The 25,671-nt window shown below is 73.9% G+C and carries 23 protein-coding genes; 12 read left to right on the top strand and 11 right to left on the bottom strand.

Annotated features, from left to right (window positions below; genetic code table 11):
• The first annotated feature begins 142 nt into the window (after positions 1-142).
• From ADK64_RS41110 to ADK64_RS41100, 3 genes are read left to right on the top strand one after another with little or no spacing between them, the layout of a single operon-like run.
• A complete protein-coding gene (locus tag ADK64_RS41110; RefSeq protein WP_053667370.1) occupies positions 143-901 on the top strand; it encodes a phosphatase PAP2 family protein in 759 nt (252 codons plus the stop codon).
• Positions 855-1,520: a response regulator transcription factor gene (locus ADK64_RS41105; protein WP_053667369.1), complete on the top strand. Its 666-nt coding sequence runs from the start codon at positions 855-857 to the stop codon at positions 1,518-1,520. Before ADK64_RS41110 ends, ADK64_RS41105 begins: the two co-directional genes overlap by 47 nt.
• On the top strand, positions 1,517-2,890 hold the full coding sequence (locus ADK64_RS41100; protein ID WP_053667368.1) for a sensor histidine kinase: 1,374 nt from the start codon (positions 1,517-1,519) through the stop codon (positions 2,888-2,890). The genes ADK64_RS41105 and ADK64_RS41100 overlap by 4 nt, the downstream gene beginning before the upstream one ends.
• A gap of 76 nt (positions 2,891-2,966) precedes the next feature.
• Here the strand turns inward: ADK64_RS41100 and ADK64_RS41095 are convergent, their stop codons facing one another.
• Positions 2,967-3,179 (bottom strand): hypothetical protein, encoded by a 213-nt coding sequence (locus ADK64_RS41095; protein ID WP_053667367.1) that lies wholly within the window; start codon positions 3,177-3,179, stop codon positions 2,967-2,969.
• A 301-nt stretch (positions 3,180-3,480) separates the two neighbouring features.
• On the opposite strand from ADK64_RS41095, the gene ADK64_RS41090 reads away from it, so the two are divergent.
• Positions 3,481-3,840 carry a hypothetical protein gene (locus ADK64_RS41090; RefSeq protein ID WP_053667366.1) on the top strand — a complete coding sequence of 120 codons (360 nt, stop codon included), beginning with the start codon at positions 3,481-3,483 and terminating at the stop codon, positions 3,838-3,840.
• Between the two features lie 250 nt (positions 3,841-4,090).
• Here ADK64_RS41090 and prcB read toward each other — a convergent pair whose 3' ends face one another.
• Positions 4,091-4,945, bottom strand: a complete 855-nt coding sequence (gene prcB / locus ADK64_RS41085; RefSeq protein ID WP_053667365.1) for a proteasome subunit beta — start codon at positions 4,943-4,945, stop codon at positions 4,091-4,093.
• A 74-nt stretch (positions 4,946-5,019) separates the two neighbouring features.
• Positions 5,020-5,970, bottom strand: a complete 951-nt coding sequence (locus ADK64_RS41080) for a lysylphosphatidylglycerol synthase domain-containing protein (protein WP_053667364.1) — start codon at positions 5,968-5,970, stop codon at positions 5,020-5,022.
• 322 nt (positions 5,971-6,292) lie between these two features.
• On the opposite strand from ADK64_RS41080, the gene ADK64_RS41075 reads away from it, so the two are divergent.
• Positions 6,293-6,676 (top strand): BlaI/MecI/CopY family transcriptional regulator, encoded by a 384-nt coding sequence (locus ADK64_RS41075; RefSeq protein WP_078993158.1) that lies wholly within the window; start codon positions 6,293-6,295, stop codon positions 6,674-6,676.
• Positions 6,673-7,566, top strand: coding sequence for a M48 family metalloprotease (locus tag ADK64_RS41070; protein WP_053667362.1), 894 nt, complete (start codon positions 6,673-6,675; stop codon positions 7,564-7,566). Before ADK64_RS41075 ends, ADK64_RS41070 begins: the two co-directional genes overlap by 4 nt.
• An 84-nt stretch (positions 7,567-7,650) precedes the next feature.
• On the opposite strand, the gene ADK64_RS41065 is transcribed toward ADK64_RS41070, so the two are convergent.
• Together ADK64_RS41065 and ADK64_RS41060 are read right to left on the bottom strand one after the other, a co-directional pair.
• Positions 7,651-10,005 (bottom strand): glycoside hydrolase family 65 protein, encoded by a 2,355-nt coding sequence (locus ADK64_RS41065; protein WP_053667361.1) that lies wholly within the window; start codon positions 10,003-10,005, stop codon positions 7,651-7,653.
• On the bottom strand, positions 10,002-10,742 hold the full coding sequence (locus tag ADK64_RS41060) for an HAD family hydrolase (RefSeq protein WP_053667360.1): 741 nt from the start codon (positions 10,740-10,742) through the stop codon (positions 10,002-10,004). The genes ADK64_RS41065 and ADK64_RS41060 overlap by 4 nt, the downstream gene beginning before the upstream one ends.
• A 129-nt stretch (positions 10,743-10,871) precedes the next feature.
• Here ADK64_RS41060 and ADK64_RS41055 point away from each other — a divergent pair, with 129 nt between their 5' ends.
• On the top strand, positions 10,872-11,534 hold the full coding sequence (locus ADK64_RS41055; RefSeq protein WP_053667359.1) for a nucleoside/nucleotide kinase family protein: 663 nt from the start codon (positions 10,872-10,874) through the stop codon (positions 11,532-11,534).
• Between the two features lie 3 nt (positions 11,535-11,537).
• Here ADK64_RS41055 and ADK64_RS41050 read toward each other — a convergent pair whose 3' ends face one another.
• The 5 genes from ADK64_RS41050 to ADK64_RS41030 all read right to left on the bottom strand — a co-directional run bounded on the left by ADK64_RS41050 (position 11,538) and on the right by ADK64_RS41030 (position 18,083).
• Positions 11,538-13,367 carry a hypothetical protein gene (locus ADK64_RS41050; RefSeq protein ID WP_053667358.1) on the bottom strand — a complete coding sequence of 610 codons (1,830 nt, stop codon included), beginning with the start codon at positions 13,365-13,367 and terminating at the stop codon, positions 11,538-11,540.
• A gap of 6 nt (positions 13,368-13,373) precedes the next feature.
• Complete coding sequence (locus ADK64_RS41045; RefSeq protein WP_053667357.1) at positions 13,374-14,261, bottom strand: carbohydrate ABC transporter permease; 888 nt, start codon at positions 14,259-14,261, stop codon at positions 13,374-13,376.
• Between the two features lie 39 nt (positions 14,262-14,300).
• A complete protein-coding gene (locus tag ADK64_RS41040) occupies positions 14,301-15,278 on the bottom strand; it encodes a carbohydrate ABC transporter permease (protein ID WP_053667476.1) in 978 nt (325 codons plus the stop codon).
• A 46-nt stretch (positions 15,279-15,324) separates the two neighbouring features.
• Complete coding sequence (locus ADK64_RS41035; RefSeq protein WP_053667356.1) at positions 15,325-16,656, bottom strand: ABC transporter substrate-binding protein; 1,332 nt, start codon at positions 16,654-16,656, stop codon at positions 15,325-15,327.
• 278 nt (positions 16,657-16,934) lie between these two features.
• Positions 16,935-18,083: an ROK family transcriptional regulator gene (locus ADK64_RS41030; RefSeq protein ID WP_053667355.1), complete on the bottom strand. Its 1,149-nt coding sequence runs from the start codon at positions 18,081-18,083 to the stop codon at positions 16,935-16,937.
• 206 nt (positions 18,084-18,289) lie between these two features.
• On the opposite strand from ADK64_RS41030, the gene ADK64_RS41025 reads away from it, so the two are divergent.
• The 5 genes from ADK64_RS41025 (at position 18,290) to ADK64_RS41005 (ending at position 24,985) form a co-directional block, all read left to right on the top strand.
• Positions 18,290-19,189 carry a BadF/BadG/BcrA/BcrD ATPase family protein gene (locus ADK64_RS41025; protein WP_053667354.1) on the top strand — a complete coding sequence of 300 codons (900 nt, stop codon included), beginning with the start codon at positions 18,290-18,292 and terminating at the stop codon, positions 19,187-19,189.
• Positions 19,190-19,444: 255 nt separating this feature from the next.
• Positions 19,445-21,352, top strand: coding sequence for a phosphatase PAP2 family protein (locus tag ADK64_RS41020; RefSeq protein WP_053667353.1), 1,908 nt, complete (start codon positions 19,445-19,447; stop codon positions 21,350-21,352).
• Positions 21,353-21,445: 93 nt separating this feature from the next.
• Complete coding sequence (locus tag ADK64_RS41015) at positions 21,446-23,227, top strand: phospholipid carrier-dependent glycosyltransferase (protein WP_053667352.1); 1,782 nt, start codon at positions 21,446-21,448, stop codon at positions 23,225-23,227.
• A gap of 77 nt (positions 23,228-23,304) precedes the next feature.
• On the top strand, positions 23,305-24,222 hold the full coding sequence (locus ADK64_RS41010) for a MurR/RpiR family transcriptional regulator (protein ID WP_053667351.1): 918 nt from the start codon (positions 23,305-23,307) through the stop codon (positions 24,220-24,222).
• Between the two features lie 382 nt (positions 24,223-24,604).
• The gene (locus ADK64_RS41005) at positions 24,605-24,985 is read left to right on the top strand and encodes a hypothetical protein (protein ID WP_078993157.1); all 381 of its coding nucleotides are present in this window, start codon (positions 24,605-24,607) and stop codon (positions 24,983-24,985) included.
• A 178-nt stretch (positions 24,986-25,163) separates the two neighbouring features.
• Here the strand turns inward: ADK64_RS41005 and ADK64_RS41000 are convergent.
• Positions 25,164-25,671: peptidoglycan-binding protein (locus ADK64_RS41000; RefSeq protein ID WP_053667350.1), on the bottom strand; the 508-nt coding region annotated here is incomplete at its 5' end.

Raw genomic sequence — 25,671 nt, 5'->3', positions numbered from 1 at the left:
CGTCCGGGGCGGCTGCGTTCGTACCGGTGGGGGTGTGCGTACCGGTGGCGGTGCCAGTGGCGTTCGACTGCGCCGCCGCGGTCGCCCTCCGCTCGCCCGCCCTGGGGACCCGGCCTCGCCCGCTGCCGGTGCGGGGCACGGCATGACGTCCCGATGCCGGGTGATGTCCGCGGGTGTCGTGGCCCTGATCGCCTGGTCCGCGTTCGGGGTGCTGGCCGCGGTGGTGGCCGGCGGCCACGGGGGCCCGCTGTCCGTGGACCAGGGCCTGCTGTCCTGGTCCGTCGGACACCGCCCGCCGGTGGCGGTGGCGGTCGCCCGCGCGCTGACCTCGACGGGCACGGGTGCCCTCCCGTACGTCGTGGCGGTCGTGGCCGGGCTGGTCGCGGGCCGCACCGCACGGCAGCGACTGGCGGCCGCGCTGCTCGCCGTGGTCTGCCTCGGCGCGGGCCAGGCCGTGCGGTACGGCCTGATGGACCTGGTCGGCCGGGCCCGGCCGCCCCGGTACGACTGGCAGGCGTATGCCTCCGGCTGGTCGTTCCCCTCCGGCCACACCACCACGTCCGCGCTGACCGCCGGCCTGCTGATCCTGGCCCTCGGCCTGCGCGCCCCGCGAGGCCGGACCGCGCTGTGTGCGCTGATCGCCCTGTGGGGCGCGGGCGTGGGACTGACCCGTGTCTTTCTCGGCGTGCACTGGTTCACCGATGTGGTCGGCGGCTGGCTGTTCGCCGTCGGCTGGCTCGCCCTGTTCGTGTGCGCGGTGGCCCGGTGGCCGCCCGCGCGCCGCTTCGTCCCGCGTGCCCCGGAGCCGGGCACGTCCCACCCCAGCGATTCGGCCGACGGGCCGGTGGAGAGTCATGCGCCCCAGGATCCTCATCGTCGAGGACGATCACGCCCTGCGTGACGTGCTGCGCCGTGGTCTGCACGACGAGGACTTCGACACGGTCCCGGCCCCCGACGGCGCGACCGCCCTGCGGCTGGCGACGGCGGACGTGTCGGCCGCCGTGCTGGACGTCGGACTGCCCGACGCCGACGGCCGCGACGTCTGCCAGGCGATGCGCGCGGGCGGCTTCCTCGCGCCGGTGGTCTTCCTGACCGCGCGGCACGGGCTGACCGACCGGCTGTCGGGCTTCTCGGCGGGCGGCGACGACTACCTGCCCAAGCCCTTCCACCTCGCCGAACTGGCCGCCCGGCTGCGGGCCGCCCTGCGCCGGGCCGCGCCTGCGGCCGCCCCCACCGCTCCGGGCGGCCTGGTGCTGGACCCCGTCCGGCACAGCGTCAGCGTGCACGGCCGGCGCGTCGACCTCACCCCGACGGAGTTCCGGCTGCTGGCGGCGCTCTCGGCCGCGGGCGGGGAGCTGGTGCGCCGTCGCGAGCTGCTGCGCGCCGGGTGGCCGGAAGGGGCGCAGGTCAGCGACAACACGCTGGACCAGTACCTGACCCGGCTGCGCCGCAAGCTGCGCGCGGCCGGCAGCGAGCTGACCATCGCCACCGCGCGCGGGATCGGCCACCGTCTGACATGAGCCTCCCCGCACGTTCCCCGGCGTTCTTCGCCCGGCTCGCGCCGCGCACCCTGCGCGGGCGGCTCTCGCTGGTCGCGCTGACCACGGCCGCGCTGCTGATGGTGATCCTCACCGTGGCGTTCAACACCGTGGTCCGCCATCGCCTGCAGCACGAGGCGGACGACGAACTGCGCACCCGCGCTGCGGCCGTGGCCACGACCGTCGACACCCGGCACGGCCGGGTACGGGTGCTGGAGACCTCGGGCGATCGGCTCCTGGACACCAACGCGTGGATCTACGCCGACGGCCGGCTGCTGGAGCAACCTCCGTCCGGGGCCGGCGGACTCACCCGTGCCGCCGGCGCGCTGGCCGCCCGGGGCCGACGCGAGTGCCGCACGGTGCGGGGTGCCGACACGGTGCGGCTGTGCGCGGAACCGGTGCCCGACGCCGCGGCGCGGGCCACCGTGGTCACGGCGCTGGACCTCGCGCCGTACCGCAGTTCGGCGCGGACGCTGCTGCTCGGTTCGTTCGCGCTGGACGCGGTGATGCTGGCCGTCACCTACGCCCTGACCCGGCTGGCGGTGGGGCGGGCCCTGCGGCCGGTGCGCACCATGACGGACCAGGCCACGCAGTGGAGCGCGGTGGGGTCCGAGGAGCGTTTCGCGGGCCGGGGCAGGCCGGCCGAACTGGCCGCCCTGGGCGCCTCGTTGGACTCCCTGCTGGACCGCATCCGGGCGGTGCTGCGGCACGAGCGGCAGCTGACCGGTGAACTGTCCCACGAGCTGCGCACCCCGCTCAGCCGGATCGTCGCCGAGCTGGACTGGTGGCGCGCCCGCCCGCGCAGCGACGCCGAGACCCAGGCCTCGCACGAGGTCGTCGCCGAGGCCGCGCAGTCGATGCGCGCCATCTGCGACACCCTGCTGGACGAGGCCCGCGAGGGCGTGCCGACGGCTCCCGGCACCGCCGACGTACCGACGGTGCTGCACCGACTCGCCGCGCACGCCGACGCCCCCGGCGTGGTGCGGGTCGACGTACCGGGCGGCCCGGGACCGCTGACGGCCGGGGTCCAGCCGCCGCTGCTCGAACGGATCGTCAGTCCGCTGCTGGCCAACGCGGTGCGCCACGCCCGTACGACGGTCACGCTCGCCGCGAGCCGCGAGGGCGGCGGCATCCGCATCGAGGTCACGGACGACGGCCCGGGCGTGCCCGGCGCCTTCACCCAGCTGCTCTTCCAGCCCGGCAAGCGGGCCGACCCCGGCGACGGGCACGTCGGAGCGGGCCTCGGGCTGCCACTGGCCCGGCGTCTGGCCAGGTCGGCGGGGGGTGAGGTGTCCCACGACCCCGGGCACGGGCCCGGGGCGCGGTTCGTGGTCACCGTGCCCGCGGGATGACCGCGCTCGGACCTCGCTCCCGGTGCGGACGCCAGGGTGCGAGCGCCCGCGGGGCCGCTGGCGGCCGCGGTCCCCGTCAGCGGGAGATCCGCTCCCAGCCCTCGTCGGGCTTGCCGTTGCGCCGGTACTGGATCAGCTGGGTGCCCTCCGTCGCGGTGGCACCGAGCGCGAGGCACTTGCCCGACCCCGAGCGGTCCCCCGACACCTCGTTGAGGCCCCACAGCCGGCGGGCCGAGTGGTCGTGGGACAGGTTGCACGAGTAGCCGTCGGCCTGGTCGTCGTCGCCCATGAACCCCTCCGGGCATTCGGCGGCCAGGCAGCAGCAGGTTGACAGGCCGGTCCTCACCCTCACCCGGGTTCACGGGCTGTCGTCATTCGAGCATGTCAGCGCGTCGCCCCCTGATCAGCGGACGAATTCCGCCGTCCTGTCGGCGAGCGGCCCCCTGCGGATCCCGTGGGCGGGATCCAGGCGGTCTGTCGGGTCGGGGCCCGCGGGTCCCTGCCGTGGAGAAGTACCGCCGCCGCCTCGCACGAAGCCGCTGCGGGCCGGGTACCGCCACGGGCCCGGTCCGGGAAGGAGAACCGGTCGTATGACACCTCCGCCCCGGGCTTCGTACGGCGCCCCGTCCGCACAGGAAACCGTCGCCGGTTCCCTCCTCGACGAGGCCCGCCGACTGGCCCCCGACGCGGTCGCCCTGCGCCGCGCCCTGCACGCCTGTCCGGAGCTGGGCCTCGACCTCCCGGACACACAACGCCTCGTGCTGGACGCCCTTGACGGCCTCGGCCTGGAGATCCGCACCGGCCGCACACTGTCCTCGGGCACCGCGCTCCTCACCGCGGCGGCCGACGGCCCGACGATCCTGCTGCGCGCCGACATGGACGCCCTGCCGGTCACCGAGGACCGGGCCTGGCACCGCATGAGGCCCCGTCACTGCACTCGCCCCGCATGACCATCGACGAGGACGTGATCGCCTCGGGCATCGCCTGTCACGCCTCCGTAGCCCTGGCCCACCTCGCGGGCAGCGCACCGGAGACCGGGCCGTGACGGCCCCGGCACACGAGCCGCCCGGCCCGGCGAGCTGAAGCGGACCGACGGACCTGCGGCTGGGGGCGAGCCGCCGGCCGGCCCCCCTCCCGTGTCATGGCCGCGACGGTGCCGAGCGGAACCCGAACGCATCCCGAGCGCCCGGTCCGCCAGGGTCAGGGCGCGGCGTGCAGCCCGTCCGGGCGGTCGCCGCGCCGCAGGATCATCTCCCGGCTCAGTTCCTCGGTCTCCGTCTGCGCCAGCCGCTCGAAGCCGTCTTCGGTGATCACCGACACGACGGGGAAGATACGGCGGTTCAGGTCGGGACCGCCGGTGGCCGAGTCGTCGTCCGCCGCGTCGTACAGCGCCTGGAGCGCCGCGAGGACGGCTTCGCGGCGGGTCAGGCCGGGCCGGTACAGCTTCTTCAGGGCACCCCGGGCGTACGGGGAGCCGGAGCCCTCGGCGTAGAAGTCGTCCTTCTCGTACAGGCCGCCGGCCGGGTCGAAGCCGAAGATGCGGCCGCGGCGGCCCACGGGCGCGGTGAGGTCGTACCCGGCGAGCAGCGGGACGACGGCGAGGCCCTGCATGGCCTGGGCGAGGTTCTGCCGGATCATGGCCGCGAGCCGGGTCGCCTTGCCCGCGAGGGTCATCGGCGTGCCCTCGATCTTCTCGAAGTGGGTGAGCTCGACCTGGTACAGGCGCACCATGTCGACGGCGAGTCCGACGGTGCCGGCGAAGGCGACGGCCGTGTGGTCGTCGGCCGGATGCACCTTCTCCAGGTCGCGCTGGGCGATGAGATTGCCCATGGTGGCCCGGCGGTCGCCGGCGATCAGCACGCCGTCGCCGTAGGTCAGGGCGAGCACCGTGGTGCCGTGCGGGAACGTGTCGGGTGGCGTCCGTACTCCGGCGGGCAGTGTGGGCTCGGTGGGCAGCAGTCCCGGGCGGTGTGCGGCCAGGAACTCGGTGAAGGACGATGCTCCCGGCGTGAAGAACGCCTCGCTCGGCAGCCCCGCTGTGTCGTGCCCCGGCATGGCTCTCCCCCTCCTGTGCGGCACCAGACACCCGACTCCTACCTGACACGGGCCCGTGGGAAACTCCCCGTCCCTCACAGGGCCTTGCGCCGCACCAGCGCCCCGAGCACCAGCAGCCCCGGGAGCAGGGGCAGCCACACCGTCAGCAGCCGGTAGCCGAGCACGGCGGAGGCGGCGGCCGCGCCGGGGGCGCCGGCGACGGTCAGGGCGAGGGCGAGCGCCGCGTCCAGGGAGCCGAGTCCGCCCGGGGTGGGCAGCAGGGCGGCGGCGCTGCTGGCGGCGAGGTACAGCAGGGCCACCTGGAGCGGGGGCAGGGGCAGTCCGACGGCCCGGGTGACGGCGATGAGCACCACGGAGTGCAGAGCGGCGAAGGCGACGGAGCCGCCCCACAGGGCCGCCGCGCGCGCGGGGCGGGCGTGCAGCGCGCGGATGTCGACGAGTACGGCCGCGAGGGCCCGGCGGCAGCGCGGCCACAGCGGGGTCGCGAGCAGGCCCGCCAGGAGGGCGACGGCGCCCAGGACGCATGCGAGGGCGGTCGCGGAGAGGTGGGGCGGGCGCAGCAGGCCCGGGCAGAAGGGGACGAGCAGGGCGATCAGCGCCAGACGGACGACGGCGCCGGCGGTGGCTTTGACGGCGAGGGCGCTGGCGCTGCGGGTCGCGGGCAGCCCGCAGCGCATCAGGAACCGCAGGTTGACCGCGCCCGCGCCGAGTCCGGCGGGCAGCAGGTGGTTGGCGGCGCAGGCGGCGAACTGGGCGGCGACCAGCCGGGGGCCGGGCAGCCGTCGCAGGACCGCGCCCTGCTGGGCCAGCGCCGAGGCCCCCCAGGTGCCGAGGGCCGCGGTCGCGCCGACCATGAGCCAGCCCGGATCGGCGCCGGCCAGCCGCCCGGCCCCGCTCTCCAGCGCGGGCCAGTGCCGGCGGGCCAGGTAGAGCGCGCCGAGCAGGACGGCGAGCAGGACGCCTGCGTGCCAGTAGAGGTGGCGCCGGACGGGGGACGGGGCGAGTTCCGTGCCCGTGGACGTCATCGGCCACTCCCGGGGACGGCGGTGGCGCGGGGCGGGCGGTCGGGGGCGGACAGCCGACGGGAACGCTCTCGACGGGATCTGGTGGGTGTGACGTACGCGCTGCCGGCCATGATCACCCCTCTTGTCCCCGCGGCGTGCGGGAACACTGTCACCCTACATGGTGTAGGGCCAAGGTGCGGGAGTCGGGAAAGGCACCGCCACAGCATGGTGAGAGCATCGTCACCACCTCAGGGAAAACACTGCCAAACTACCCCGTATCGCTGGCTTTTGTCGGGCGAACGGGGCCATCCGGCCCTCGCACTACGCGCTGTAAGGTTGGGGCATGGCTGGCACAGGGTCCCGCGGCAGGGCGGAACGACGCAGCGCCGGGGAGCTGGAGAGCGAGGTGCTGGCCGCTCTGTGGGCCACCGAGCGGCCGCTGACCCCGGCGGAGATCCAGGCCGAGGTCGACGGGGCACTCGCCTACAACACGGTGCACACGATCCTCAAGCGCCTGTACGACAAGGGGCTGGTGCTGCGGGACGCGGACGGGCGGCGCGGCGCGTACCGCCCGGCGAAGAACGCGGCCGAGCTGACCGCCGCGGCGATGCACGAGGCCCTGGACCGGGGCCCGGACCCGATCGCCGCGCTCCAGCAGTTCGTCACCGGGCTGAGCCCCGAGGAGGAGCGGGCGCTGCGCGAGCTGCTCGCCGGAGGCGGCGCATGAGGTTCGACGTGTACGGCCCGCTGGTGCTGTCGCTGCTGCCGGCCGTGGTCGGCCCGGTGATCGCCCGCCGGGTCGCTCCGGCGCTCGCCGCGCGTGTGCTGGCGTCGGCGGCGGTGGTGACGGCCACGGCCACCACCTGGTCGCTGGTCCTGCTCGCCACCGCGCTGCTCGCAGACGCACCGCCGGTGATCCGCGAGGCCCGTGAACAGGGCCGTCCGTTCATGGATCCCGTGCCGGAGGTGATCGGGCTCGGCGCGGTCGCGGCGCTGCTGGTCGTCGCCGTACGGGTACACCGGGCCGTGCGGGCCGAGCGGTCCACACGGCGGGCGCTGCGGCGGCTGTGCGCGGGGCAGCCGGCCGGCACCGAGCTGATCGTCGCCGCCTCCGAGGTGCCGCAGGCCTTCGCGATTCCGGGCCGGCCGGGCCGGATCCTGGTGACCTCGGCGATGCTGAGCGCGCTGGCGCCCGCCGAGCGGCGGGTGCTGCTCGCGCACGAGCGCGCCCATCTCGCGCACCGGCACGGGGCGCTGGTGACGGCGGTGACGCTGGCCGCGGCGGCCAATCCGCTGCTCCAGCCGGTGCGTACGGCGGTGGCCTTCCTCGTGGAGCGCTGGGCGGACGAGCAGGCCGCGGCCACGGTCGGGGACCGCCGGGCCACCGCCCGTGCGCTGGCCCGGGCCGCGCTCACGGCGGGCCGCGCCCGCTCCGCCTGCGCCCTGGGCTTCACCGACCGGGCCGTCACCCGCCGCATCGCGGCGCTCCACACGAGCCCCCCGGCGCACCTGTGGCCCGCCGCGGCGGCCGTCCTCGCCCTGGGCGCCCTGCCCGCCCTGCTCGCCGCCGACGCGACGGGCGACCTGATGGGACTCCTGTCCGGCGTACTGAACTGACGCCTCCCGGTCCGGGCGGTGCCGACGCACCCACGCGCGCGTACGTCGGCGTCCTCACCCGACGGCGAGAGCCACGACCCGCTCTCAGCCGGCGGTCGGGACGCGGTGCGGTGGTTGTTCGGGGGACGTGCGGCGCACGGGGGGCGGTACGGCGCGGACGGCCGGGTCGGCGGTGGTCACCGTCAGGGGTTCGCCGTGGTGGCTGAGGGTGAGCGGCGGACCGGCCAGGAGCGCGTACGTCGCCTTGTCCGCGCCGATGTCCACGCGCAGCTTGCGGCCGCGGAACTGGACGTTGAAGGCGAGCCGGCTCAGCCGCTCGGGCAGCCGGGGCGCGAAGCGCAGCTTCTCGCCGTCGCGGCGCAGCCCGCCGAAGCCCGCCACCAGCGCCATCCAGGTGCCGGCCAGCGAGGCGATGTGCAGCCCGTCGCGGGTGTTGTGCTCCAGGTCCTGCAGATCCATCAGGGCCGCCTCGGCCGTGTAGGCGTAGGCGAGGTCCAGATGGCCGGTCTGGGCCGCCATGACGGCCTGGCAGCAGGCGGACAGCGAGGAGTCCCGGACGGTCAGCGGCTCGTAGTAGGCGAAGTTCCGGGCGATCTGCTCCGCGTCCCCCTCGCGGTCGAAGAAGTCGCCGCACGTGTACATGGCCAGCACCAGGTCGGCCTGTTTGACGACCTGCTTGCGGTAGAGGTCGAAATAGGGGAAGTGCAGCAGCAGCGGGTACTGGTCGGCGCGGGTGCCGGCGAAGTCCCAGCGCTGGTAGCGGGTGAACCCGGCGTGCTGTTCGTGGACGCCGAGTTCGTCGTTGTAGGGGACGTACATCGCCTCGCCGGCGTCCCGCCAGGCCGCGCTCTCCTCCGCGTCCACGCCGAGCCGGGCCGCCTCGTCCGGATGGCGTTCGACGGCGTCGGCCGCCGCGAAGAGGTTCTGCCGGGCCATCAGGTTGGTGTAGGTGTTGTCGTCGGCGACCGCGCTGTACTCGTCGGGGCCGGTGACGCCGTCGATGTGGAAGACGCCGCGGGTGTCGTGGTGGCCCAGCGAGCGCCACAGCCGGGCCGTCTCCACCAGCAGCTCCACGCCCACCTCGCGCTCGAAGGCGCTGTCGCCGGTGGCCTCGACGTACCGGACGACGGCGTCGGCGACACCGGCGTTCACGTGGAAGGCCGCGGTGCCGGCCGGCCAGTACGCGGAGCCCTCGGGTCCGGCGATGGTCCGCCAGGGGAACGCGGCGCCGCCGAGCCCGAGTTGGGCCGCCCGTTCACGGGCTTCGTCCAGGGTGCTGTACCGCCAGCGCAGCGCCTCGGCGACGGCCGCGGGCGCGGTGTGGGTGAGCACGGGCAGCACGAACATCTCGGTGTCCCAGAAGGCGTGCCCGTCGTACCCGGAGCCGGTCAGGCCCTTGGCCGGGATCGCCCGCTGCTCGGCGCGGGTGCCGGCCTGCAGGACGTGGAACAGGGCGAAGCGGACCGCCTGCTGGATCTCCTCGTCGCCCTCCACCTCGACGTCCGCGCGGGCCCAGAATTCGTCCAGACAGGCCCGCTGGTCCGCCAGCAGGCCCTGCCAGCCGTCGTGTGCGGCGGCGGCGAGCGCGGCGTCGACCTGGTCGGCCATCGCGGGCAGCGAGCGGGTGCCGGACCAGCCGTGCGCGACCAGCTTCTCCACCCGCAGTGTCTGCCCGGGCTCCAGCACGGAGGTGACCGTCAGCCGGGCCACGTCGGTGCCGCTCTCGCTGCGGGTCGTGGTGCGCTCGGGGCCGCTGACGACGTGGTCGGCGGCCACGGCGACCCTGAGGCCGCTGCGCCGGGTGCGGTGCACCAGCCGGAGCCGGCTGCCGGCGGCCAGGTGGTCCTCCTGCTCCAGCGGTGACTGGAGCGCCATCGCCGCGCGCGGGTCGCCGTCGGACTCCGGCAGGGTCTCGTTGGCGACCAGCTCGGACTGTATGACCACCCGGCTGCGACTGTCGACGGCCTCCACCTCGTAGGCGACCGCGGCCACCGCGCGCTGGGTCAGCGACACCAGCCGGGTGGAGCGGACCCGGATGGTGGAGCCCGCCGGCGAGGTCCACTCGCAGGTCCGTTCCAGCACCCCGCGGCGCAGGTCCAGGACCCGCTCATGGGCGGCGAGCCGGCCGTAGCGCAGGTCGAACGGCTCGTCGTCCACCAGCAGTCGGAGGATCTTGCCGTTGGTGACGTTGATGACCGTCTGCCCGGACTCCGGGTAGCCGTACCCCGCCTCGGCGTACGGCAGCGGGTGCACCTCGTGGACGCCGTTGAGGTAGCTGCCCGGCAGGCCGTGCGGTTCGCCCTCGTCGAGGTTGCCGCGCCAGCCGACATGGCCGTTGGACAGCGCGAACACCGACTCGCTCTGGGCGAGGACGGCGAGGTCCAGGGCGGTCTCGCGGACGGCCCACGGTTCCACGGCGTACGACCGGTTGGTGATCACTTCCTGCCTCCCAGCTCGGCCAGGTCCTTCACGACAATGGTCGCGCCGTGCGCGTACAGCGCGTCGCTCTGGCCGACGCGGTCGACGCCGACGACGTATCCGAAGCCGCCCGCGCGGCCCGCGTCCATGCCGGCCAGCGCGTCCTCGAAGACGGCCGCGCGGGACGGCTCGACACCGAGGTCGTGGGCGGCGGCGAGGAAGGTGTCGGGGTGCGGCTTGCCCGGCAGATGCCGCTCGGCGGCGACCACCCCGTCGATCCGCACGTCGAAGAAGTGCTCGGCGCCGACCGCGCGCAGCACGTCACGGCAGTTGGCGCTGGAGGAGACGATCGCCGTGCGCAGCCCCTCGGCGCGCACCGCCTCCAGGTAGCGCAGGGTGCCCTCGTAGGCCTCCACGCCGCCGGTGCGGATCTTCTCCAGGAGCAGGGCGTTCTTGCGGTTGCCGACGCCCTGGACCGTGCGGGCGTCCGGCGGGTCCCCGGGGCTGCCCTCCGGCAGCCGGATGCCGCGCGAGTCGAGGAAGGCGCGGACGCCGTCGGCGCGGGGGCGTCCGTCGACGTACTCGTCGTACTCGGCGACCGCGTCGAACGGCCGCCCCCGCTCGCCTTCGTAGTCGCGCAGGAACGCGTCGAACGTCTCTTTCCAGGCGGCCGCGTGCACGAGGGCCGTCTTGGTCACGACACCGTCGAGATCGAACAGACAGGCCTGGATTCCGTCGGGCAGACCGAGCTGATTCATACCAGCACTCTTCCCCACGAGCGGCACTCGCGTGAGTGGCGCACGCCACACCGGGGGCTTATTTCTCGGCAGCGCTCGTGGTGGGGGCTCCCGGATCCACCCGAACTCATCGGTGCCACACTGTCCGGTGTGCCGCTGACCTTCGACGACCTCCTCACCCGTGCCCGTGCCCTCGCCGGGGACGGCCGGCGTGCCGTGCTCGGTGTCGCGGGCAGTCCCGGCGCGGGCAAGACGACGCTCGCCGGGCATCTGGTGCGGGCCCTGAACGGGGACGGGCCGCCCTGGGCGGCGCACGTGCCCATGGACGGCTTCCACCTGGCCGACGCCGAGCTCGACCGGCTGGGCCGCCGGGACCGCAAGGGCGCCCCGGACACCTTCGACGCGGCCGGGTACGCGGCGCTGCTGCGGCGGCTGCGCGAGGACGGCGACGAGGTGGTGTACGCGCCCGGGTTCGAGCGGGTCCTGGAACAGCCCCTGGCGGGCGCAATCCCGGTGCCGCCGGCCGCCCGGCTGGTGGTGACCGAGGGTAACTATCTGCTGCTGGCGGAGAGTTCGTGGGCGCGGGTGCGGTCGTGTCTGGACGAGGTGTGGTTCTGCGAGATCGCCGAGGAGGAGCGGATCCGCCGGCTGGTGGCGCGGCACGAGGAGTTCGGCAAGGCGCACGAGGCGGCCGTGGCCTGGGTGCTGGGTACGGACCAGCGCAACGCCGACCTGGTGGCGGCGACGCGGGAGCGGGCGGACCTGGTGGTGCCGACCGCCGCGCTGCCGGCCGTCGTGCTCCCCGGGGGCTGACGCTCAGCGGCGCAGGGTGAGGACGGTTTCTCCTCGGTCGTCACCGGCCGGCGGGCCGATGACCGCCGTGAACGCCTCGGCGCGCACCAGGAGCCCGTCCGCGCCCTGCTCGAAGACCGGCGTGAACGCTCCCCCCGGCCCGTACCGCACGGCGAACACGTGCAGCCCGTCGGGGGCGCCCGGTGCCGCCCCGGCCTCCAGGGCGGTGGAGGAGACCAGGTGACGCCAGCCCTCGTCGGGGTTGCCGTAGCCGCGCGGGTCTGCGGCGAGCGCGAACGCGGCCTGTTCCTGGGTGAGTTCGGTGCGGGCGTCGAAGTGGTCGGGACCGAAGTGCGCAGGGTGTGTGAGGCGCAGCCCGCCCGCGGACGTGACCTCGCCCTCGGCCGTGCGGCGCACCCGGTCGCCGTCGTCGGCGGCGTACGGCAGCCCGGACAGCAGGTACGGCGTCCCGTCGAGCCGCTCCAAAGCGACCGTCACCCACAGGCTGGTGCCGTCGGTGACGTACAGCGAGCGGATGTGGCGCAGGACGTGGTCGCGGCCGACGACCGGTTTGGTGACCAGCTTGGCGGTGAGCCCGTCGGCGCGGACGTCGCGGACCCGCACCTCGCCCATCGGGCGGCACAGCAGGAAACCGTCGCCGACCGGACCGAACCCGTGCTGTCGGCGTACGGCGGCGGGCAGGTAGTAGGTGCCGGCGGCCTCGATCAGGGAGGGGGTCAGCCGGCTGTCGAAGGCCACGGAGACCGTGCCGGAGCGCAGTTGGTGGCGGGCGGGGCCCGGGGACGGGGTGCGGTGCCAGCGGGTGGGGTCCTGGATCTGCCAGACCAGCATGAAGGCGAAGTGTCCGTCGATGCGGCCGTCGCGCTGGACGGCGTGCCGGCCCCAGCGGGTGTCGCCGCGGTAGCGGCCGAGGTCGGCGCCGATGCGCGCGCCGAAGTACCTGAGGCCGAGGACGGATTCGAAGCCGGAGTGCTGTTCGCTGTAGCGGGGGCCTCCGCAGTCGTAGCCGCCGCTGGTGAGGCGTGCGTCGAGGTAGCGGGCGAGGGTGTCGCCGTCCTCGGCGAACATCTGCGCGCCGCTGACCCGGTGGGCCTGGGCGAGGAAGGACAGGGAGATCGGGCCGTAGTTGTTGTCGTAGGCGCCGCCGTGCTCGGGTGGCAGCAGGGCGCCCCGGTCGCGGACCCGGTGGGCGCGGATCTCCTCGGTGTACAGGGCGAGAGCGTGGGCGCGGACCGCTTCGGCGTGCGGCGCGGGCAGATGGCGGGCGAGCATGAGGCCGCCGACCACACAGCCGATGGCCTGGTTGCCGGCCTCCTGCGGGTTGAAGAAGGTCGCCTCGGTCAGCCATCGCCAGTAGCCGTGCGCCAACTGGCGTACTCCGGCGCGCTGTTCGTCGTCCAGGAGGCCGTCGGCCAGATCGAGGACGTTGACCGCCTGGAGCAGTGCCCAGACCGTGCTGGGCCAGTCGCCGATGGGGTGGGCACCCGCTTCGAGCACGTAACGGGCGTATGGCAGGCCAGAGTTGGTGAGGCGCAGGTTCGGGTAGCCGGGGTTGTCCTCGGTGTAGGTGCGCTCGCGCAGGTGGAAGGCGAGGCCGCGGCGCACGGCCTCGGGCAGTCGGGGGTCCTTGCCGCGCTGCCAGGCGAGGGCGAGCAGGGAGGTGATGCCGAGCGAGGTGTCGCCGATGTCGTCGTGGGCGTCGGGGTGTTCGAGGCTGCCCTCGGGGGTGAGGCGGGCGAGGGCTTGTCCGGTCACGTCGGCGAGCACCGCGTCGTACGCCTGCGGGGTGTCCGGCAGGTCGTGCAGCGGGCCGCGCTGGTGGGGCAGGTGCACGCGGGGTCAGCCCTTCATTCCGGTGGTCGCCAGGCCTTCCACCAGTCTCTTCTGGAAGACGAGGAAGCAGATGAGCGTGGGGGCGAGGGCGAGTGTCGACATGGCGAACATCGCGCCGTAGGAGGAGCCGCTGGTCTTGTCGAGGAACAGGGTGAGGCCGAGCGGGACGGTGAAGCGGGCGTTCTGCTGGAGGTAGACGAGCTGGCTGAGGAAGTCGTCGTAGGTCCAGATGAAGGTGAAGATGGTGGTGGTGACCAGGGCGGGCTTCATCAGCGGCAGGATGATCTTGAGGTAGATCTGGAGGGGGTTGGCGCCGTCCATCATCGCGGCCTGGTCCAGCTCGCGCGGGATGGAGCGGATGAACTGCACCATCAGGAAGACGAAGAAGGCGTCCGTGGCGAGGAACTTGGGGACGATCAGCGGCAGGAAGGTGTTGATCCAGGTGAGGTTGTAGAAGATCGTGTACTGCGGGATCAGCGTGGCCTGCAGGGGCAGCATGAGCGTGCCGAGCATCAGGCCGAACCAGATCTTCTTGCCCCGGAACTCGAAGCGCGCGAAGGCGTAGGCGGCCAGCGAGCACGAGATGACGTTTCCGATCACCGCGCCGATCGTGACGATCAGGGAGTTGGTGATGTAGAGCGAGAAGGAGTTGCCGGAGCCGCCCCAGCCCTCGGAGTAGTTCTGCGGGTGCAGTGTGTCCGGGATCGGCCCGGGGTGGGTGAAGATCTCGGTGTCGGGCTTGAGCGAGCTGCTGAGCATCCACAGCAGCGGGTAGAGCATGACGAGCGCCGCGCCGATGAGGAGAGTGTGCAGGAGGACGCGGCGGGGGCCGGTGAGCGTGCGCAGCGAACGAAGCTTGTGGAGCGCCGAGGCGCTCGGGGAGAACGCGGACATGGTCGGAGGAACTCCTCGCGCAGGCGGTGTCGGGCGATGTCAGTCGTCGTAGTGGACCCAGTAACGGCTGGCGATGAAGTTGACCGCCGTGAAGCCCGCGATGACCAGGAACAGCACCCAGGCCAGCGCCGAGGCGTAACCCATCTGCAGGTCGGTGAAGCCCTTCTTGTACAGGTACATCGAGTACAACATGGTCGAGTTGAGCGGTCCGCCGGTGCCGTTGCTCACGACGTAGGCGGGGGTGAACGTCTTGAACCCGTCGATGATCTGCAGGACCAGGTTGAAGAAGACGATCGGAGTGAGCAGCGGGAGGGTGATCCGGAAGAACCGGGTGAGCGTTCCGGCGCCGTCGATCGCGGCGGCCTCGTACACGTCCTTCGGCAGCTGCTTGAGTCCGGCCAGGAAGATGACCATCGGGGTGCCGAACTGCCACACGGCGAGCAGGATGAGCGTGTAGATCGAGGTGTCCGGACTCGATATCCAGTCCTGGCCCTTGATGCCGAACCAGCCGAGGAAGTCGTTGAACAGGCCGTCCCCGCCGAACACCTGCCGCCAGACGATCGCGACGGCCACCGCGCCGCCGAGCAGCGACGGCAGATAGAAGGCGGCCCGGTAGACGCCGATGCCCTTCAGCGGCCGGTTGAGCAGGATGGCCACGCCGAGCGCGAGGGCCAGCTTCAGGGGGACGGAGACGAGGACGTAGAGCAGGGTGGCGTGCACCGAGTCCCTGAAGACCGGGTCGTCGGAGAACATGTGCGTGTAGTTCTGCGCGCCGATCCACTTCGCCGGCGTCAGCAGGTCGAAGTCCGTGAAGGACAGGTACAGCGAGTCCAGCATCGGGTAGACCGTCAGCCCTAGCAGGCCGACGAACCAGGGGGCCAGGAAGACGTACGGCCACCAGCCGCCGCCGCGCCGTCTGGCGAGGCGGCGCCGCATGCGGTCACGTTCCCGCTGGTCGGACGGGGTCGCCGGAGCCGTCGGCTCCTTCATGACCGCGTCGGTCTGCGCGGTGGTCATGGTCATCTCCCTGGCCCTCTCCCGGTGTTCGTGTCTGTCCCGCGCCCTAGGCGGACAGGATCCCCGCCGCCTGGTCGAAGAACGTGCCGAGCTGCGACTTGATCGTCGCCTTGCCGAAGGCGATCGCCAGATTGGACTGGAACAGCAGGTCCCAGATCTGGTCGGCGCCCTGCGGCGGCGGCTGCGGAGCGTCCAGGACGTCGTGGGCCCTGCCGACGCGCCGGGAGATGTAGTCGGCCATCGCCATGTTCCGCTTGTCCGTGTCGTTCAGACCCGCCTTGATGAGCGTGCGGGCCTTGTCGGTCGGCGGGATCCCGCGCAGCAGCTGCATGTCCCTGATCGCCGTCGCGTCCTGGGCGAAAAACGACATGATCTTCACGGAGTCGGCGACCTTCGCACTGGTCTTGGTGGCGCTGAGCAGCACACCGCCGTTGACGTAGTTGCCTTCCCGGGCACCTGACCAGTCGCCCTGCGGGGTGGGCAGGAAGTCGAGGGCGGCGTCGGTGAGGGAGCCGCCGGCGCCGTACACACCGGTGTCGAAGGTGAACAGGGCCTTGCCGATGACGACCGCGTTCTTGGTGAGGTCGTTGTGCGCGGCGGAGGTGACGGCCGCGGGCGGGCAGGCGTTCGCCTTGCGCATCTCGGCCCAGTACTCCCACCACTCCTGCAGGACGTCCGAGGTGAAGCCGAGCTTCTTGCCGTCCGCGGAGAACAGCTGGTGGCCCTTCTCGCGGGCGAAGATCTCGAAGGCCTGGAGGGTGCCGCCGCCCACGTCGTCGGTGCCGTAGATCCGGCCGCCGCTCTTCTTGTGGACGTCGACGGAGATCTTCTTCAGGTCGGCCCAGGTCCACTCGGGGTCCGGGAAGGCCAGGCCGAGCTTCTCCAGGCCGGTGCGGTTGACGGTCAGCTGGTTGACGCCGATGCCGGACGGGACGCCGTACAGCTTGCCGTCGACCGTGCCGGCCGCCAGCAGCGTCCTGGAGAAGCCGGTCAGGTCGAGGGACTTGCCGGCGTAGGAGTCGAGCGGGGCGAGGATGCCCTTGCGGGCGTACTGGGCGACCAGCGCGGTGTCCATCTGGAGCAGGTCGGGGGCGCTGCCGCCGGCGACCTGGGTGTTGAACTTGTCGAAGTAGCCGTCGTAGCCCGAGTATCGGGTCTCGACCTTGATCTTCGGGTTGTTCTGCTGGAAGGTCGCGAGCGCCTTCTTGTACGCGGCGTGGCGCTCGTCGCTGCCCCACCAGGTCATCGTCAGGTCGCCGCTGTCGCTGCCGGCTCCGGTGCCGCCGGCGCAGGCGGTGAGCGCGGGGCCGAGGGCGCCTGCGACGGCGAGCCCGCTCGCGGTGCGGATGAGGGTTCTGCGCGAGATCTGGTGACCCACCGGGTCCTCCCTTGGGGGTGCGTGACGGGTCCCCGGCCGGTCGCTGCGGCACGGGTGCAGGGGGTGGAAGTACGCCTTCCGGGGGCGGCCTCGCCCGGCCGCGCCGCCTGCCGAGGGGTGGGCTCCCCGGCCGGTCCGGCCGGTGCCGCACGAGCACGCCCTCGTGCGGTCGCCGTACGCCACTCACGTCGCGTACGGCCCGGAGGCCTCCCCGAGCCGGCGTCCCGACCGGCCTAGAAAGCGCTTGTCCGGACATTGGCAGAACGAGCCGGAACCCGTCAATGCCTCCATCGCCCGGGCTCGGTCACGGTTCGGACACCGCGGGCCACCGCGAGCCGGGCCGCGCCGACGACGGTGCCCAGGTCACCGACCGTGCTGCTGACCACCTCGGTGGGCCAGCTCAGCCGCGCGAGTTCGGCCCGCACGCCGGGCAGGAGCTGCGGGTCCGCGCCGGTGCTGCCGCCGAGCACGATCAGCCCCGGGTCCAGTACGGCGGTGACGGCGGCGGCCAGCCGCCCCACGTCGGCGGCGTGCCGGGCGACGACCGCACGGGCCGGGGTCACGCCCTGTCCGGCGAGCGTGAACAGGCGCTCGGTGGTCCGGGGGCACGGCCCGTCCGGCGCCTCCCGCCAGGCCCCGGCGGCGCGGCGCAGCAGGGAGCGCGCGCCCAGGTACTCCTCCAGCGCCTCCAGGCGCGGCTCGCGGCCGTCGTCCCAGGGGTAGGGCAGCCGGGCCAGTTCGCCGGCGGCGCCGTTCGCCCCGCGCAGCACCTGGCCGCCGATGACGATGCCGAGGCCGACGCCCACGCCGACGCGCAGATAGCCGAAGGTGCCCCGGCCCCGGGCGGCGCCCTCGTGCAGCTCGGCGAGCGCGGCGCAGTTGACGTTGTTCTCCAGGTGGACGGGGACGCCCGGCGGCAGCGCGATGGCCATGGCGTCGAAGACCGGGCCCGCCTTGGCGGTCGCGGGACGCATCCCGGCGCCGTGCTTCGCCGGCGTGGTGACGTCGCCGACCGCGACGACGACGGCCCGCAGCGGGGCTGCGGCGGGCAGCGTGCCGAGGGCCTCGCGGACGGCGTCGGCGGCCTTGGTCCGGGGGCCGGTGGCCTCGGCGAGCAGGGTGCCGTCCAGGGCGCAGCCCCGGACCCGGGTGAGGTCCGGGCCGAGGTCGACGGCGAGGACGGCGCCGGCGTCGGGCCCGAGCCGGTAGACGGCGGCGGTGCGGCCGGTGCCGCTGGAGGCGGTGCCGCAGCGGCCGGCGAGCCCGGCACCCTCCAGCTCCGCGACGGCGGCGGACACCGTCGGTTTGGACAGCCCGGCCAGGCTCGCCAGTTGCGGCCGGGTCGCGCTGCCCGCCCGGGCGAGCACGGCGAAGACCGCGCTCGCGCTCTCGGTCAGCGGGGGCGCCACCGCCACGTCGTGTTCCACGGTTCTCCCACAGGTCGCGAGGACTCTTGACGCACTGTACTTCGTTAGTTAATTTCCTAACGAACTCGCGGCACTCGCCTGCCGTGCTCCGCCAGAGGCCCGTCCCGGGGCTTCCCGACCGATTCGACTCCCCTTCACCCCGGCACGGTTCGCCCGCCGTCGCGGCACAGCGCGCAGGAAACGGCGCACACGACGAAAGAGGTCCCGTGCAGGACTCCACGCCCGTCCTGGTCGGCATCGACGTGGGCGGCACCAAGACGCATCTGCGTGCCGTGGCCGGGGACACCCCGGTCGCCGACCACGTCCGCGTGAGCGACGGCTGGCGGCCGCACGAGCCGGTGGCCGCCGCCGACTGGCTGGCCCGGCTGATCGCCGACGCCCTGCCGGCCGGCCACCGCCCGTCGGCGCTGGCGGTCGGCGGCCACGCCTGCGAGACACCGCGCCAGTGCGCGCGGATCCGCGCCGCCCTGCGCCGCCACGTCGACGCGCCCGTCCTGGTCGTGGGCGACGCCGAACTCCTCCTGCCCGCCGCCGGGTTGGAGAAGGGGGTCGGTCTGGTCGCGGGCACCGGCTCGGTGGCCGTGGGCCGGCGCGCCGACGGCACGCCCGTGCAGGTCGGCGGATGGGGCGCGGTCCTCGGCGACGAGGGCGGCGCGGCCGGGCTGGTCCGGGAGGCGGCGCGCGCCTGCTGGGCCGCCCACGACCGCGGCGAGGTGCCCGACGCGCTGGCCGCGGCGCTCCTCGACGCGTTCGGCGTACCCGAAGTGCCCGCGCTGGGCGCGGCGTTGGAGGGCGCCGCCGACCCGTCCGCCGCATGGGGCCGGCACGCCCCGGCCGTCTTCGCCGCCGCCGGGGCGGGCTCGGCACTCGCCCGGGACGTGATAGCCGCCCAGGGCCGTGCCCTCGCCTCGCTGGTCGCTCTCCTCGCCCGGCGCGGGGCGGCGGCCGACGACGTGGTGGTCGCGGGCGGCACGGTCCTCGCCCAGCCGGCGCTGTACGACGCGTTCGCCGCCGCGCTCGCCGAGTCCCTGCCGTCGGCCCGGCCGCGCCCGCTGCGGGTGCCGCCGGTCGAGGGGGCGGTGGCGCTGGCCCGCGCGCTCGGGTGAGCCCTGCCGCACCGAACGTCTCCCGGCCCGCCGGTGCGCCGCCTGTTGGTTTCTGTGTGCCGAGCGCCCCGCGTTCACCTGCCGCACGGGAGGAGATCACCCACACCTCCCCGACGGGTCACACCCCGCCCCTAGATATTCACTCGTTCAACTTCTTCCTCCCTCATCTCCACTCTTCTCCACTCTTCTCCACGGGATCGCACAACTCGGCACATCGCGCCGGGCGTTCGTGGACCACTTCCGAGAGGCACAGGCATGCCGTCACCTGCCGGGCACCCCTCCTCCGTGCTGAACCGTCGCGGGTTCCTCACCACCTCGCTGGCCGCGTCGGCGGGCGTGCTCGCCGCCCCCGCCGTCGCCGTCTGGCTGCCGGCGGCCGACGCCAAGGCCCAGACGGTGCCGGCCGCGTTCGTGGACGACTACCGCACCAACGTCGCCACCAACCTCACGCCCGAGACCAACGCGGTGGTCCGGATCCTCGACGCCTTCGCCCAGGTGTGGAAGACCGGCTCCGCCTGGAACACCGGCACCCCGCTGCGTCCCGAGGTGCTGCGCGCCGACATGCGCTACTGCGCCCGCACCACGGCACGGCGCACCGACGCCCAGGCCGAAGAGGCGTTCGTCTACGACCGCCAGCACCAGAGCTACGCGCTGATCGCCGGCCTCGGCCCGCTGGCCGGCCTGTACAAGTCCGGTGCCAGGGCGGTCACTTCGATCACCGGCGCGCCCGACGGCACGCCCGCGGCCACGGTCAACGACGCCGTCCCGGCCGACGCCCCCGCGGGCTCGGCGCTCGGCGCGGGCGCCCACGACTCCGCGCTCGGCAAGGTCGCCGAGCTGGTCGACACCGTGCGCGGCCCGTACGCCTCCGGCAACCCCGCCAAGTACGCCTACCAGTACCCGCGTCCGTGGCGGCTGAACGAGGACAGCGAGGTCGTCGACACCGGCAGGACCGACGCGTTCGGCTTCCCGGTCTACGACTCCCCCGTGGCCGTCGCCCCGCAGCTGCTGCGCCAGCGCGGCACCTCCGCCACCGACGACGGCGGCTTCCCGAGCGGCCACACCAACGCCTTCCACCTGGCCGCACTGGCCTACGCGTACGCCGTCCCGGAGCGCTTCCAGGAACTGGTCACCCGGGCCCTCGAACTGAGCCACACCCGGATCGTGGCGGGCATGCACCACACCGTCGACGTCCTGGGCGGCCGGATCATGGCCACCGCCCTCGCCGCGGCCACCCTCGCCGATCCGGCGAACGCCGAGCTGAAGGCCGCCGCCCGCGCCCAGGCCCTCGCCTACTTCACCGCACACACCGGCACCACGGCCGACACGCTGTACGCCTACGCGCACACCGGCTCCGACCCGTACGCCGACCGGGACGCCAACGCGCGCGCGGTCCGGCCCCGGCTGACGTACGTCCTCGCCCGGCAGGGCCGCGAGGTGGAGCCGACCGTACCGAAGGGCGCGGAGGTGCTGCTGGAGACCCGGCTGCCGTACCTGAGCGCGGACCAGCGCCGCGAGGTGCTGCGCACCACCGCACTGCCGTCCGGCTATGTGCTGCTCGACGGCTTCGAGCAGTGGGGCCGGCTGAACCTGTTCGCCGCGGCGGACGGTTACGGCGCCTTCGACACGGACGTCACCGTCGCGCTGGACGCGGCCGCGGGCGGCTTCGCGGCGGCCGACGCCTGGCGCAACGACATCGACGGGTCCGGCGGTCTGGTCAAGCGCGGGACCGGCACGCTCACACTGACCGGCCGCAACCGGTACACGGGCGGGACCGTACTGGCCCGGGGCACCCTGGTCGCCGGCTGCGAGGACGCGCTCGGCCACGGGGACGTGCGGGTCGGCGCCGGCACGCTGCGGGTCGCCGAACGGCTGCGGGTGCGCGGTTCCTACGCGCAGGACGCGGGCGCGCTGGAGGTCACCCTGCGCGCGGGCCGTCAGGCACCGCTGACGGTCCGTCAGCTTATGGTGCTGGGCGGCTCGCCGGTGCTGTCGCTACGGCTCGACACCGAGCGCCCGCCCGCCCTGGGCCGAACGCTGCCGGTCCTCGACGTGCCCCGGCTGTGCGGCCGGTTCGACCGGATCGAGGTGAACTCCGACGGGCTGCGGGCCGTACCCGTGTACACGGCAGAAGGTCTGTCGGTACGACTCGTGCAGCGGTGACGCCCGCGGCGGCGGGAGCGGTGCGACAGTGGGGCCCATGATCCGGCCCACGCCCCTTCCCGCCGCCCTGCGGCCGGTGCCACCGCGGGGCGGATGATGGCGCGCGAACAGCACCTGGTCCTCAGCCGGACGGCTCCCGCCGCAGCACCGGCCGGCCGCCGTGCCGGGATGCGCCGGCACCGGCGGTGGCTGGTGCCGCTGCTGGCGGCGCTGCTGCTGGCCCAGATGGCCGCGGCGATGGTGACGACGGCCGTCCAGCAGACACCGACCATCGACGAGCCGGTGTACGTCGCGACGGCCGCCGACTATCTGCACGGGCACCGGATCCGCTACAACCCCGAGCATCCGCCGCTCGGCAAACTGCTGATCGAGGCCGGGGTGGCGGTGGCCGACCCGCACTACGACCCGTCGTACCCCGGCACGCAGGGGGACGTGGGCCGGCATCTGCTGTACGAGTCGGGCAACGACCCCTGGCGGCTGATGCTCTGGGCGCGGCTGCCGGTGATCGTGCTGACGCTGCTGTTCGGACTGGTCGCCTTCGCGTTCGCCCGTGAGCTGACGGGTACGGCGGGCGGCCTGGTGGCGCTCGCGCTGTACTGCTTCAGCCCCGATCTGATCGCACACGGTTCGCTGGCCACGCTGGACATGCCGGCGGCCGGGTTCGTGCTGACCTCCGCCTGGCTGGTGTGGCGGGCCCGGCGCCGGCCCGTGCTGTACGTGCCGCTGGCGGGTGCGGCGCTGGGGGCGGCCGTGGCGACCAAGATGAGCGCGCTGCCCGCACTGCCGGTGCTGATGGCCCTCGCGGCGGTGTCGGTCCTCGCGGCGGGACGGGCACGGGGTCGGGTGAGCGCGCGCCGGCGAAGGACCCTGTCCGCCCTCACGGCCCCGCCCGGGAGCCGGCGGCACGAGGCCCTGTCCCTGCTCGCGGCCGCGGTCGGCGGCCGGCGGCGAAGGCCCCTGTCGGCGCTCGCCGGTGCGGGCGTCGTGGCGCTGGTCGCGATCGCCGTCGTCTGGGCCGCCTATCTGGCGGTCGACCCGCGGCTGCGGTTCTCCCCCGCCGAACCGGTCCCGGCCCTGCACGGGCTGCGCGGCCGGCTGGTCGACCTGCTGCCGCTGCCGCCCGCGTACCGGGCCGGGATGCGGGTGCAGTTCGCGTTCGAGGACTACCCGTGGCAGGGCTATCTCTTCGGGCACGTGTACACCGGCTCGCGCTGGTACTACCTGCCCGCCGCCCTGCTGGTGAAGACGCCGCTCGGCCTGCTGGCCCTCGGCGCGGCGGGCGCCGTGGCGCTCTGCGCGGTACGGCGGCTGCGGCCCGCGGCGCCGTACCTGCTGCTGCCGCCCGGGGTGCTGCTCGCGGCCGCGATGACGGGGGCCCGGGACTTCGGGACCCGGTACGCGCTGTTCGTGCCGGTGTTCCTCGCGGTGACGGCGGCCTGTGTGCCGCGGCCCGGCCGACGCCGGACGGCCGCCGCGACGGTCGTGCTGGTGATGTGGGCGGCGGTGAGTTCGCTGCGGACGTTCCCGTACTACCTGCCGTACGCCAACGAGGCGTTCGGCGGGCCGGCCCACACCCACCGGCTGCTGCACGACTCGAACGTGGACTGGGGACAGGATCTCGGCCGGCTCGCGGACCGGCTGCGGCGGGAGCGTCCGGGCGAGCGGGTGTGGCTGGTCTACAAGGGCAGCGGTGTGCCGTCGTACTACGGCATCCACGCCGCCGATCCGCTCGGGGTTGCGCCGGACCGGGTGCACGGTCTGCTGGTGGTGTCGGACTCGGCCCTCGCCAAGGCGCGCGGACGGCTCGCCGAACTGATCGCGAGCAGCCGTCCGGCCGGTGACGTGGGCCATTCGATCAGCCTCTTGCGGCGTTGAGCCCGACCGCTCAACCCGCTGGTCACGGCCATGTTGAGCTATGTTGAGTGCTTGTGGCAGACAAAGGAGGCGGAGCGGTGCCCTCCCCGCAGCAGGCACGCGCCCAGGCATCAGCGATCACCTCGGGCAAGACCGTGCCGGAGGCGGAGGCCGCCCCGACCTCCCGGCTCAGGGAACTGTTCGACGGCCCCCGTCTGTCGCCGGGTCAGCGACGCATCGCCCAGTACCTGATCGAGCACATCACCGAGGCCGCGTTCCTGCCGATCACCGAGCTGGCCGACCGGGTCGGGGTCAGCCAGCCCTCCGTCACCCGCTTCGCCGCCGCCGTGGGCTTCAGCGGCTATCCCGCGCTGCGTGAAAGACTCCAGTCGATCGCGCTGAGCACGCTCGCGGGCGGGCCCGCCGAGGAGAACCGGGCCAACGAACTGCAGGCGGCCGTCGACGCCGAGATCGCGAACCTGGAGAACCTGCGGCGGGACTTCGCCGACCCCGACCGGATCATCCGGGTCGGCCGCGCGCTGTCCCGCTCCACCCCGCTGACCGTGCTGGGCCTGCGCATCTCGGTGTCGCTGGCCGAGTACTTCGGGTACGCGGCCCGCCGGATCCACCCCGACGTACGGCTGGTCACCCGGGGCGGCAGCGTGGCCTACGACGCGCTGCTGCAGTCCCGCGAGGCCGGCGGCACCTGGGTGCTCGCCTTCGCCATGCCCCGGCACTCCCAGGAGACCCTCAGCGCCCTGCGGGTGGCCCGCGGCGCCGGTCTGAAGGTCGCCCTCGTCACCGACCTGGCGCTCGGGCCGCTGGCCGAGGAGGCCGATGTCACCTTCGCCACCGGCACCGGTTCGCGGATGGTGTTCGACTCCTATGCCGCGCCCGGCGTGCTGGCGGCCGCGCTGCTCCAGGCCATGACCGACGCCGACCCGGAGCGCACCCAGGCCCGGCTGGAGAAGTACGAACAGCTCTCCGACCAGCACCAGTTCTTCATGAAGGACTGACCCGCGCCGGGCACAACTGTGAAGATCCTGCGGTCCCCCGCGCCATGGACGGGGGACGACAGGGATGATCCAACACAAAGCGCGCATGAATGTTTTCATACGTCTTGCAAACCGAACGGCATATATAAATACTTCTCGCACCACCGCCCCGAGAAAGCCGACGGACCAGCATGCGCACGCACCCCTTCCCGCAGTGCCGGTTCGCGATCCCCGGGGCCCCCGGACGGACACCCCCAGCCGCCGTCTCCTACCCATGTCGGCGCCTGGAGTGTTCCGGGGCGCGCCGTCTGCGCGACGCGCCCGTGGCGGCCCCGGCCATCCCCTAGGCCGGGGCCGCCCCGCACTCGTCGGACCACCCTCACGACGCCGCACACCGGAAGCGATGATCATGCCCCTGACCAGCACGCGCATCAGTCCTGACTGGCCCTGTCAGGTCAAGGCCCCGGGCTCGTACGACTGGGAGCGCTCGGCGGCCAAATGGCTGCGGGAACTGATCCCCGCGCGCTACGCCAGCTATCCGGCGCTCATCCGCCACCCCGTACTGCTCGCCCGGCACGCCCAGCTCCAGGTCCAGCAGGAAGTCCGGGTGGCGCGCACGGCCCTGCAGACCGCGCGCGCCGAGCTGCCGGTGCTGGGAGTTCCCGAGTCGGTCATCGAGCACACGATCAAGATGTATGCCGCCGAGGTCCTGCAACTGCAGCACATCGCCCGCAGCGTGCGCGCGGTCAGCGAGGCCCTGACGGCGCGCGGCACGGGTCGCTGAGCCCACCGGGCCCACCCTCGCTCCGGCGCCCGACGCCTCCGGGGGCCGCCGCCCCGGTCCGCCTCCCGCCCCGGTCCGCCGCTCCCGCACCGACCGGACCGGCCGCGTCGGCCGCGACCTGCGCGACGGCCGTGGTGAGGCCCTCTCGCCCGCCGCCCGGGCAGGGGTCGGCCCAGTCTCACCAACCGTCGCCGGGTGTCGTTCGCGATTCGAGCGCGCGGCGTGTGTCGTCGCCGTAGACGCCGGTCTCGTCGCCGCTGATGCCGTACCAGAGCTGGAAGCGGGCCACGGCCGCGGTGAGGGTGGCGTCGTAGGTGCCGTCGGTGGAGCCGCCGCGGTAGACGTCCGGGATGCACAGCAGGCGTTTCTGCAGTTCGGCGACCTCGGGGCCGGTGTCGCCCTGACGGAGGGTGCCGGGGCCGTCGGGGTCGGTGGCGGCGGTGGGTACGGCCGAGGACGTCGAGGGGGTGGGTGTGGTGGCGGGCGGTGCGGTCCTGGCGGGCGGGGCCGGCCGTGCGCTCGCGACGACCTGCTCGCGGTCGGTCAGCAGCAGGGCGCAGCCGAGACCGACGAGCGCTGCCGCCGCCATCACCCCGGCGACGACGGCCCGACGGTGACCGGGCGTACGGGTGGGGGCGCCGGCGGGGGTGCCGGGGGTGCGGCCGGACGCGCCGGGGGCGGGGCGA

The sequence above is a fragment of the Streptomyces sp. MMG1121 genome, assembly GCF_001280015.1.
GTDB lineage: Bacteria > Actinomycetota > Actinomycetes > Streptomycetales > Streptomycetaceae > Streptomyces.
Note: the sequence above shows the minus strand (reverse complement) of the source record. Positions and strands in the feature narration are given on the sequence as shown.

Bases quoted from the DNA above. Each gene is read 5' to 3' on its own strand.
- ADK64_RS41110 (WP_053667370.1), top strand. From the start codon at position 143: ATGACGTCCCGATGCCGGGTGATGTCCGCGGGTGTCGTGGCCCTGATC.
- ADK64_RS41105 (WP_053667369.1), top strand. From the start codon at position 855: ATGCGCCCCAGGATCCTCATCGTCGAGGACGATCACGCCCTGCGTGAC.
- ADK64_RS41100 (WP_053667368.1), top strand. From the start codon at position 1,517: ATGAGCCTCCCCGCACGTTCCCCGGCGTTCTTCGCCCGGCTCGCGCCG.
- ADK64_RS41095 (WP_053667367.1), bottom strand. From the start codon at position 3,179: ATGGGCGACGACGACCAGGCCGACGGCTACTCGTGCAACCTGTCCCAC.
- ADK64_RS41090 (WP_053667366.1), top strand. From the start codon at position 3,481: ATGACACCTCCGCCCCGGGCTTCGTACGGCGCCCCGTCCGCACAGGAA.
- prcB (WP_053667365.1), bottom strand. From the start codon at position 4,945: ATGCCGGGGCACGACACAGCGGGGCTGCCGAGCGAGGCGTTCTTCACG.
- ADK64_RS41080 (WP_053667364.1), bottom strand. From the start codon at position 5,970: ATGACGTCCACGGGCACGGAACTCGCCCCGTCCCCCGTCCGGCGCCAC.
- ADK64_RS41075 (WP_078993158.1), top strand. From the start codon at position 6,293: ATGGCTGGCACAGGGTCCCGCGGCAGGGCGGAACGACGCAGCGCCGGG.
- ADK64_RS41070 (WP_053667362.1), top strand. From the start codon at position 6,673: ATGAGGTTCGACGTGTACGGCCCGCTGGTGCTGTCGCTGCTGCCGGCC.
- ADK64_RS41060 (WP_053667360.1), bottom strand. From the start codon at position 10,742: ATGAATCAGCTCGGTCTGCCCGACGGAATCCAGGCCTGTCTGTTCGAT.
- ADK64_RS41045 (WP_053667357.1), bottom strand. From the start codon at position 14,261: ATGTCCGCGTTCTCCCCGAGCGCCTCGGCGCTCCACAAGCTTCGTTCG.
- ADK64_RS41040 (WP_053667476.1), bottom strand. From the start codon at position 15,278: ATGACCACCGCGCAGACCGACGCGGTCATGAAGGAGCCGACGGCTCCG.
- ADK64_RS41020 (WP_053667353.1), top strand. From the start codon at position 19,445: ATGCCGTCACCTGCCGGGCACCCCTCCTCCGTGCTGAACCGTCGCGGG.
- ADK64_RS41015 (WP_053667352.1), top strand. From the start codon at position 21,446: ATGATGGCGCGCGAACAGCACCTGGTCCTCAGCCGGACGGCTCCCGCC.
- ADK64_RS41005 (WP_078993157.1), top strand. From the start codon at position 24,605: ATGATCATGCCCCTGACCAGCACGCGCATCAGTCCTGACTGGCCCTGT.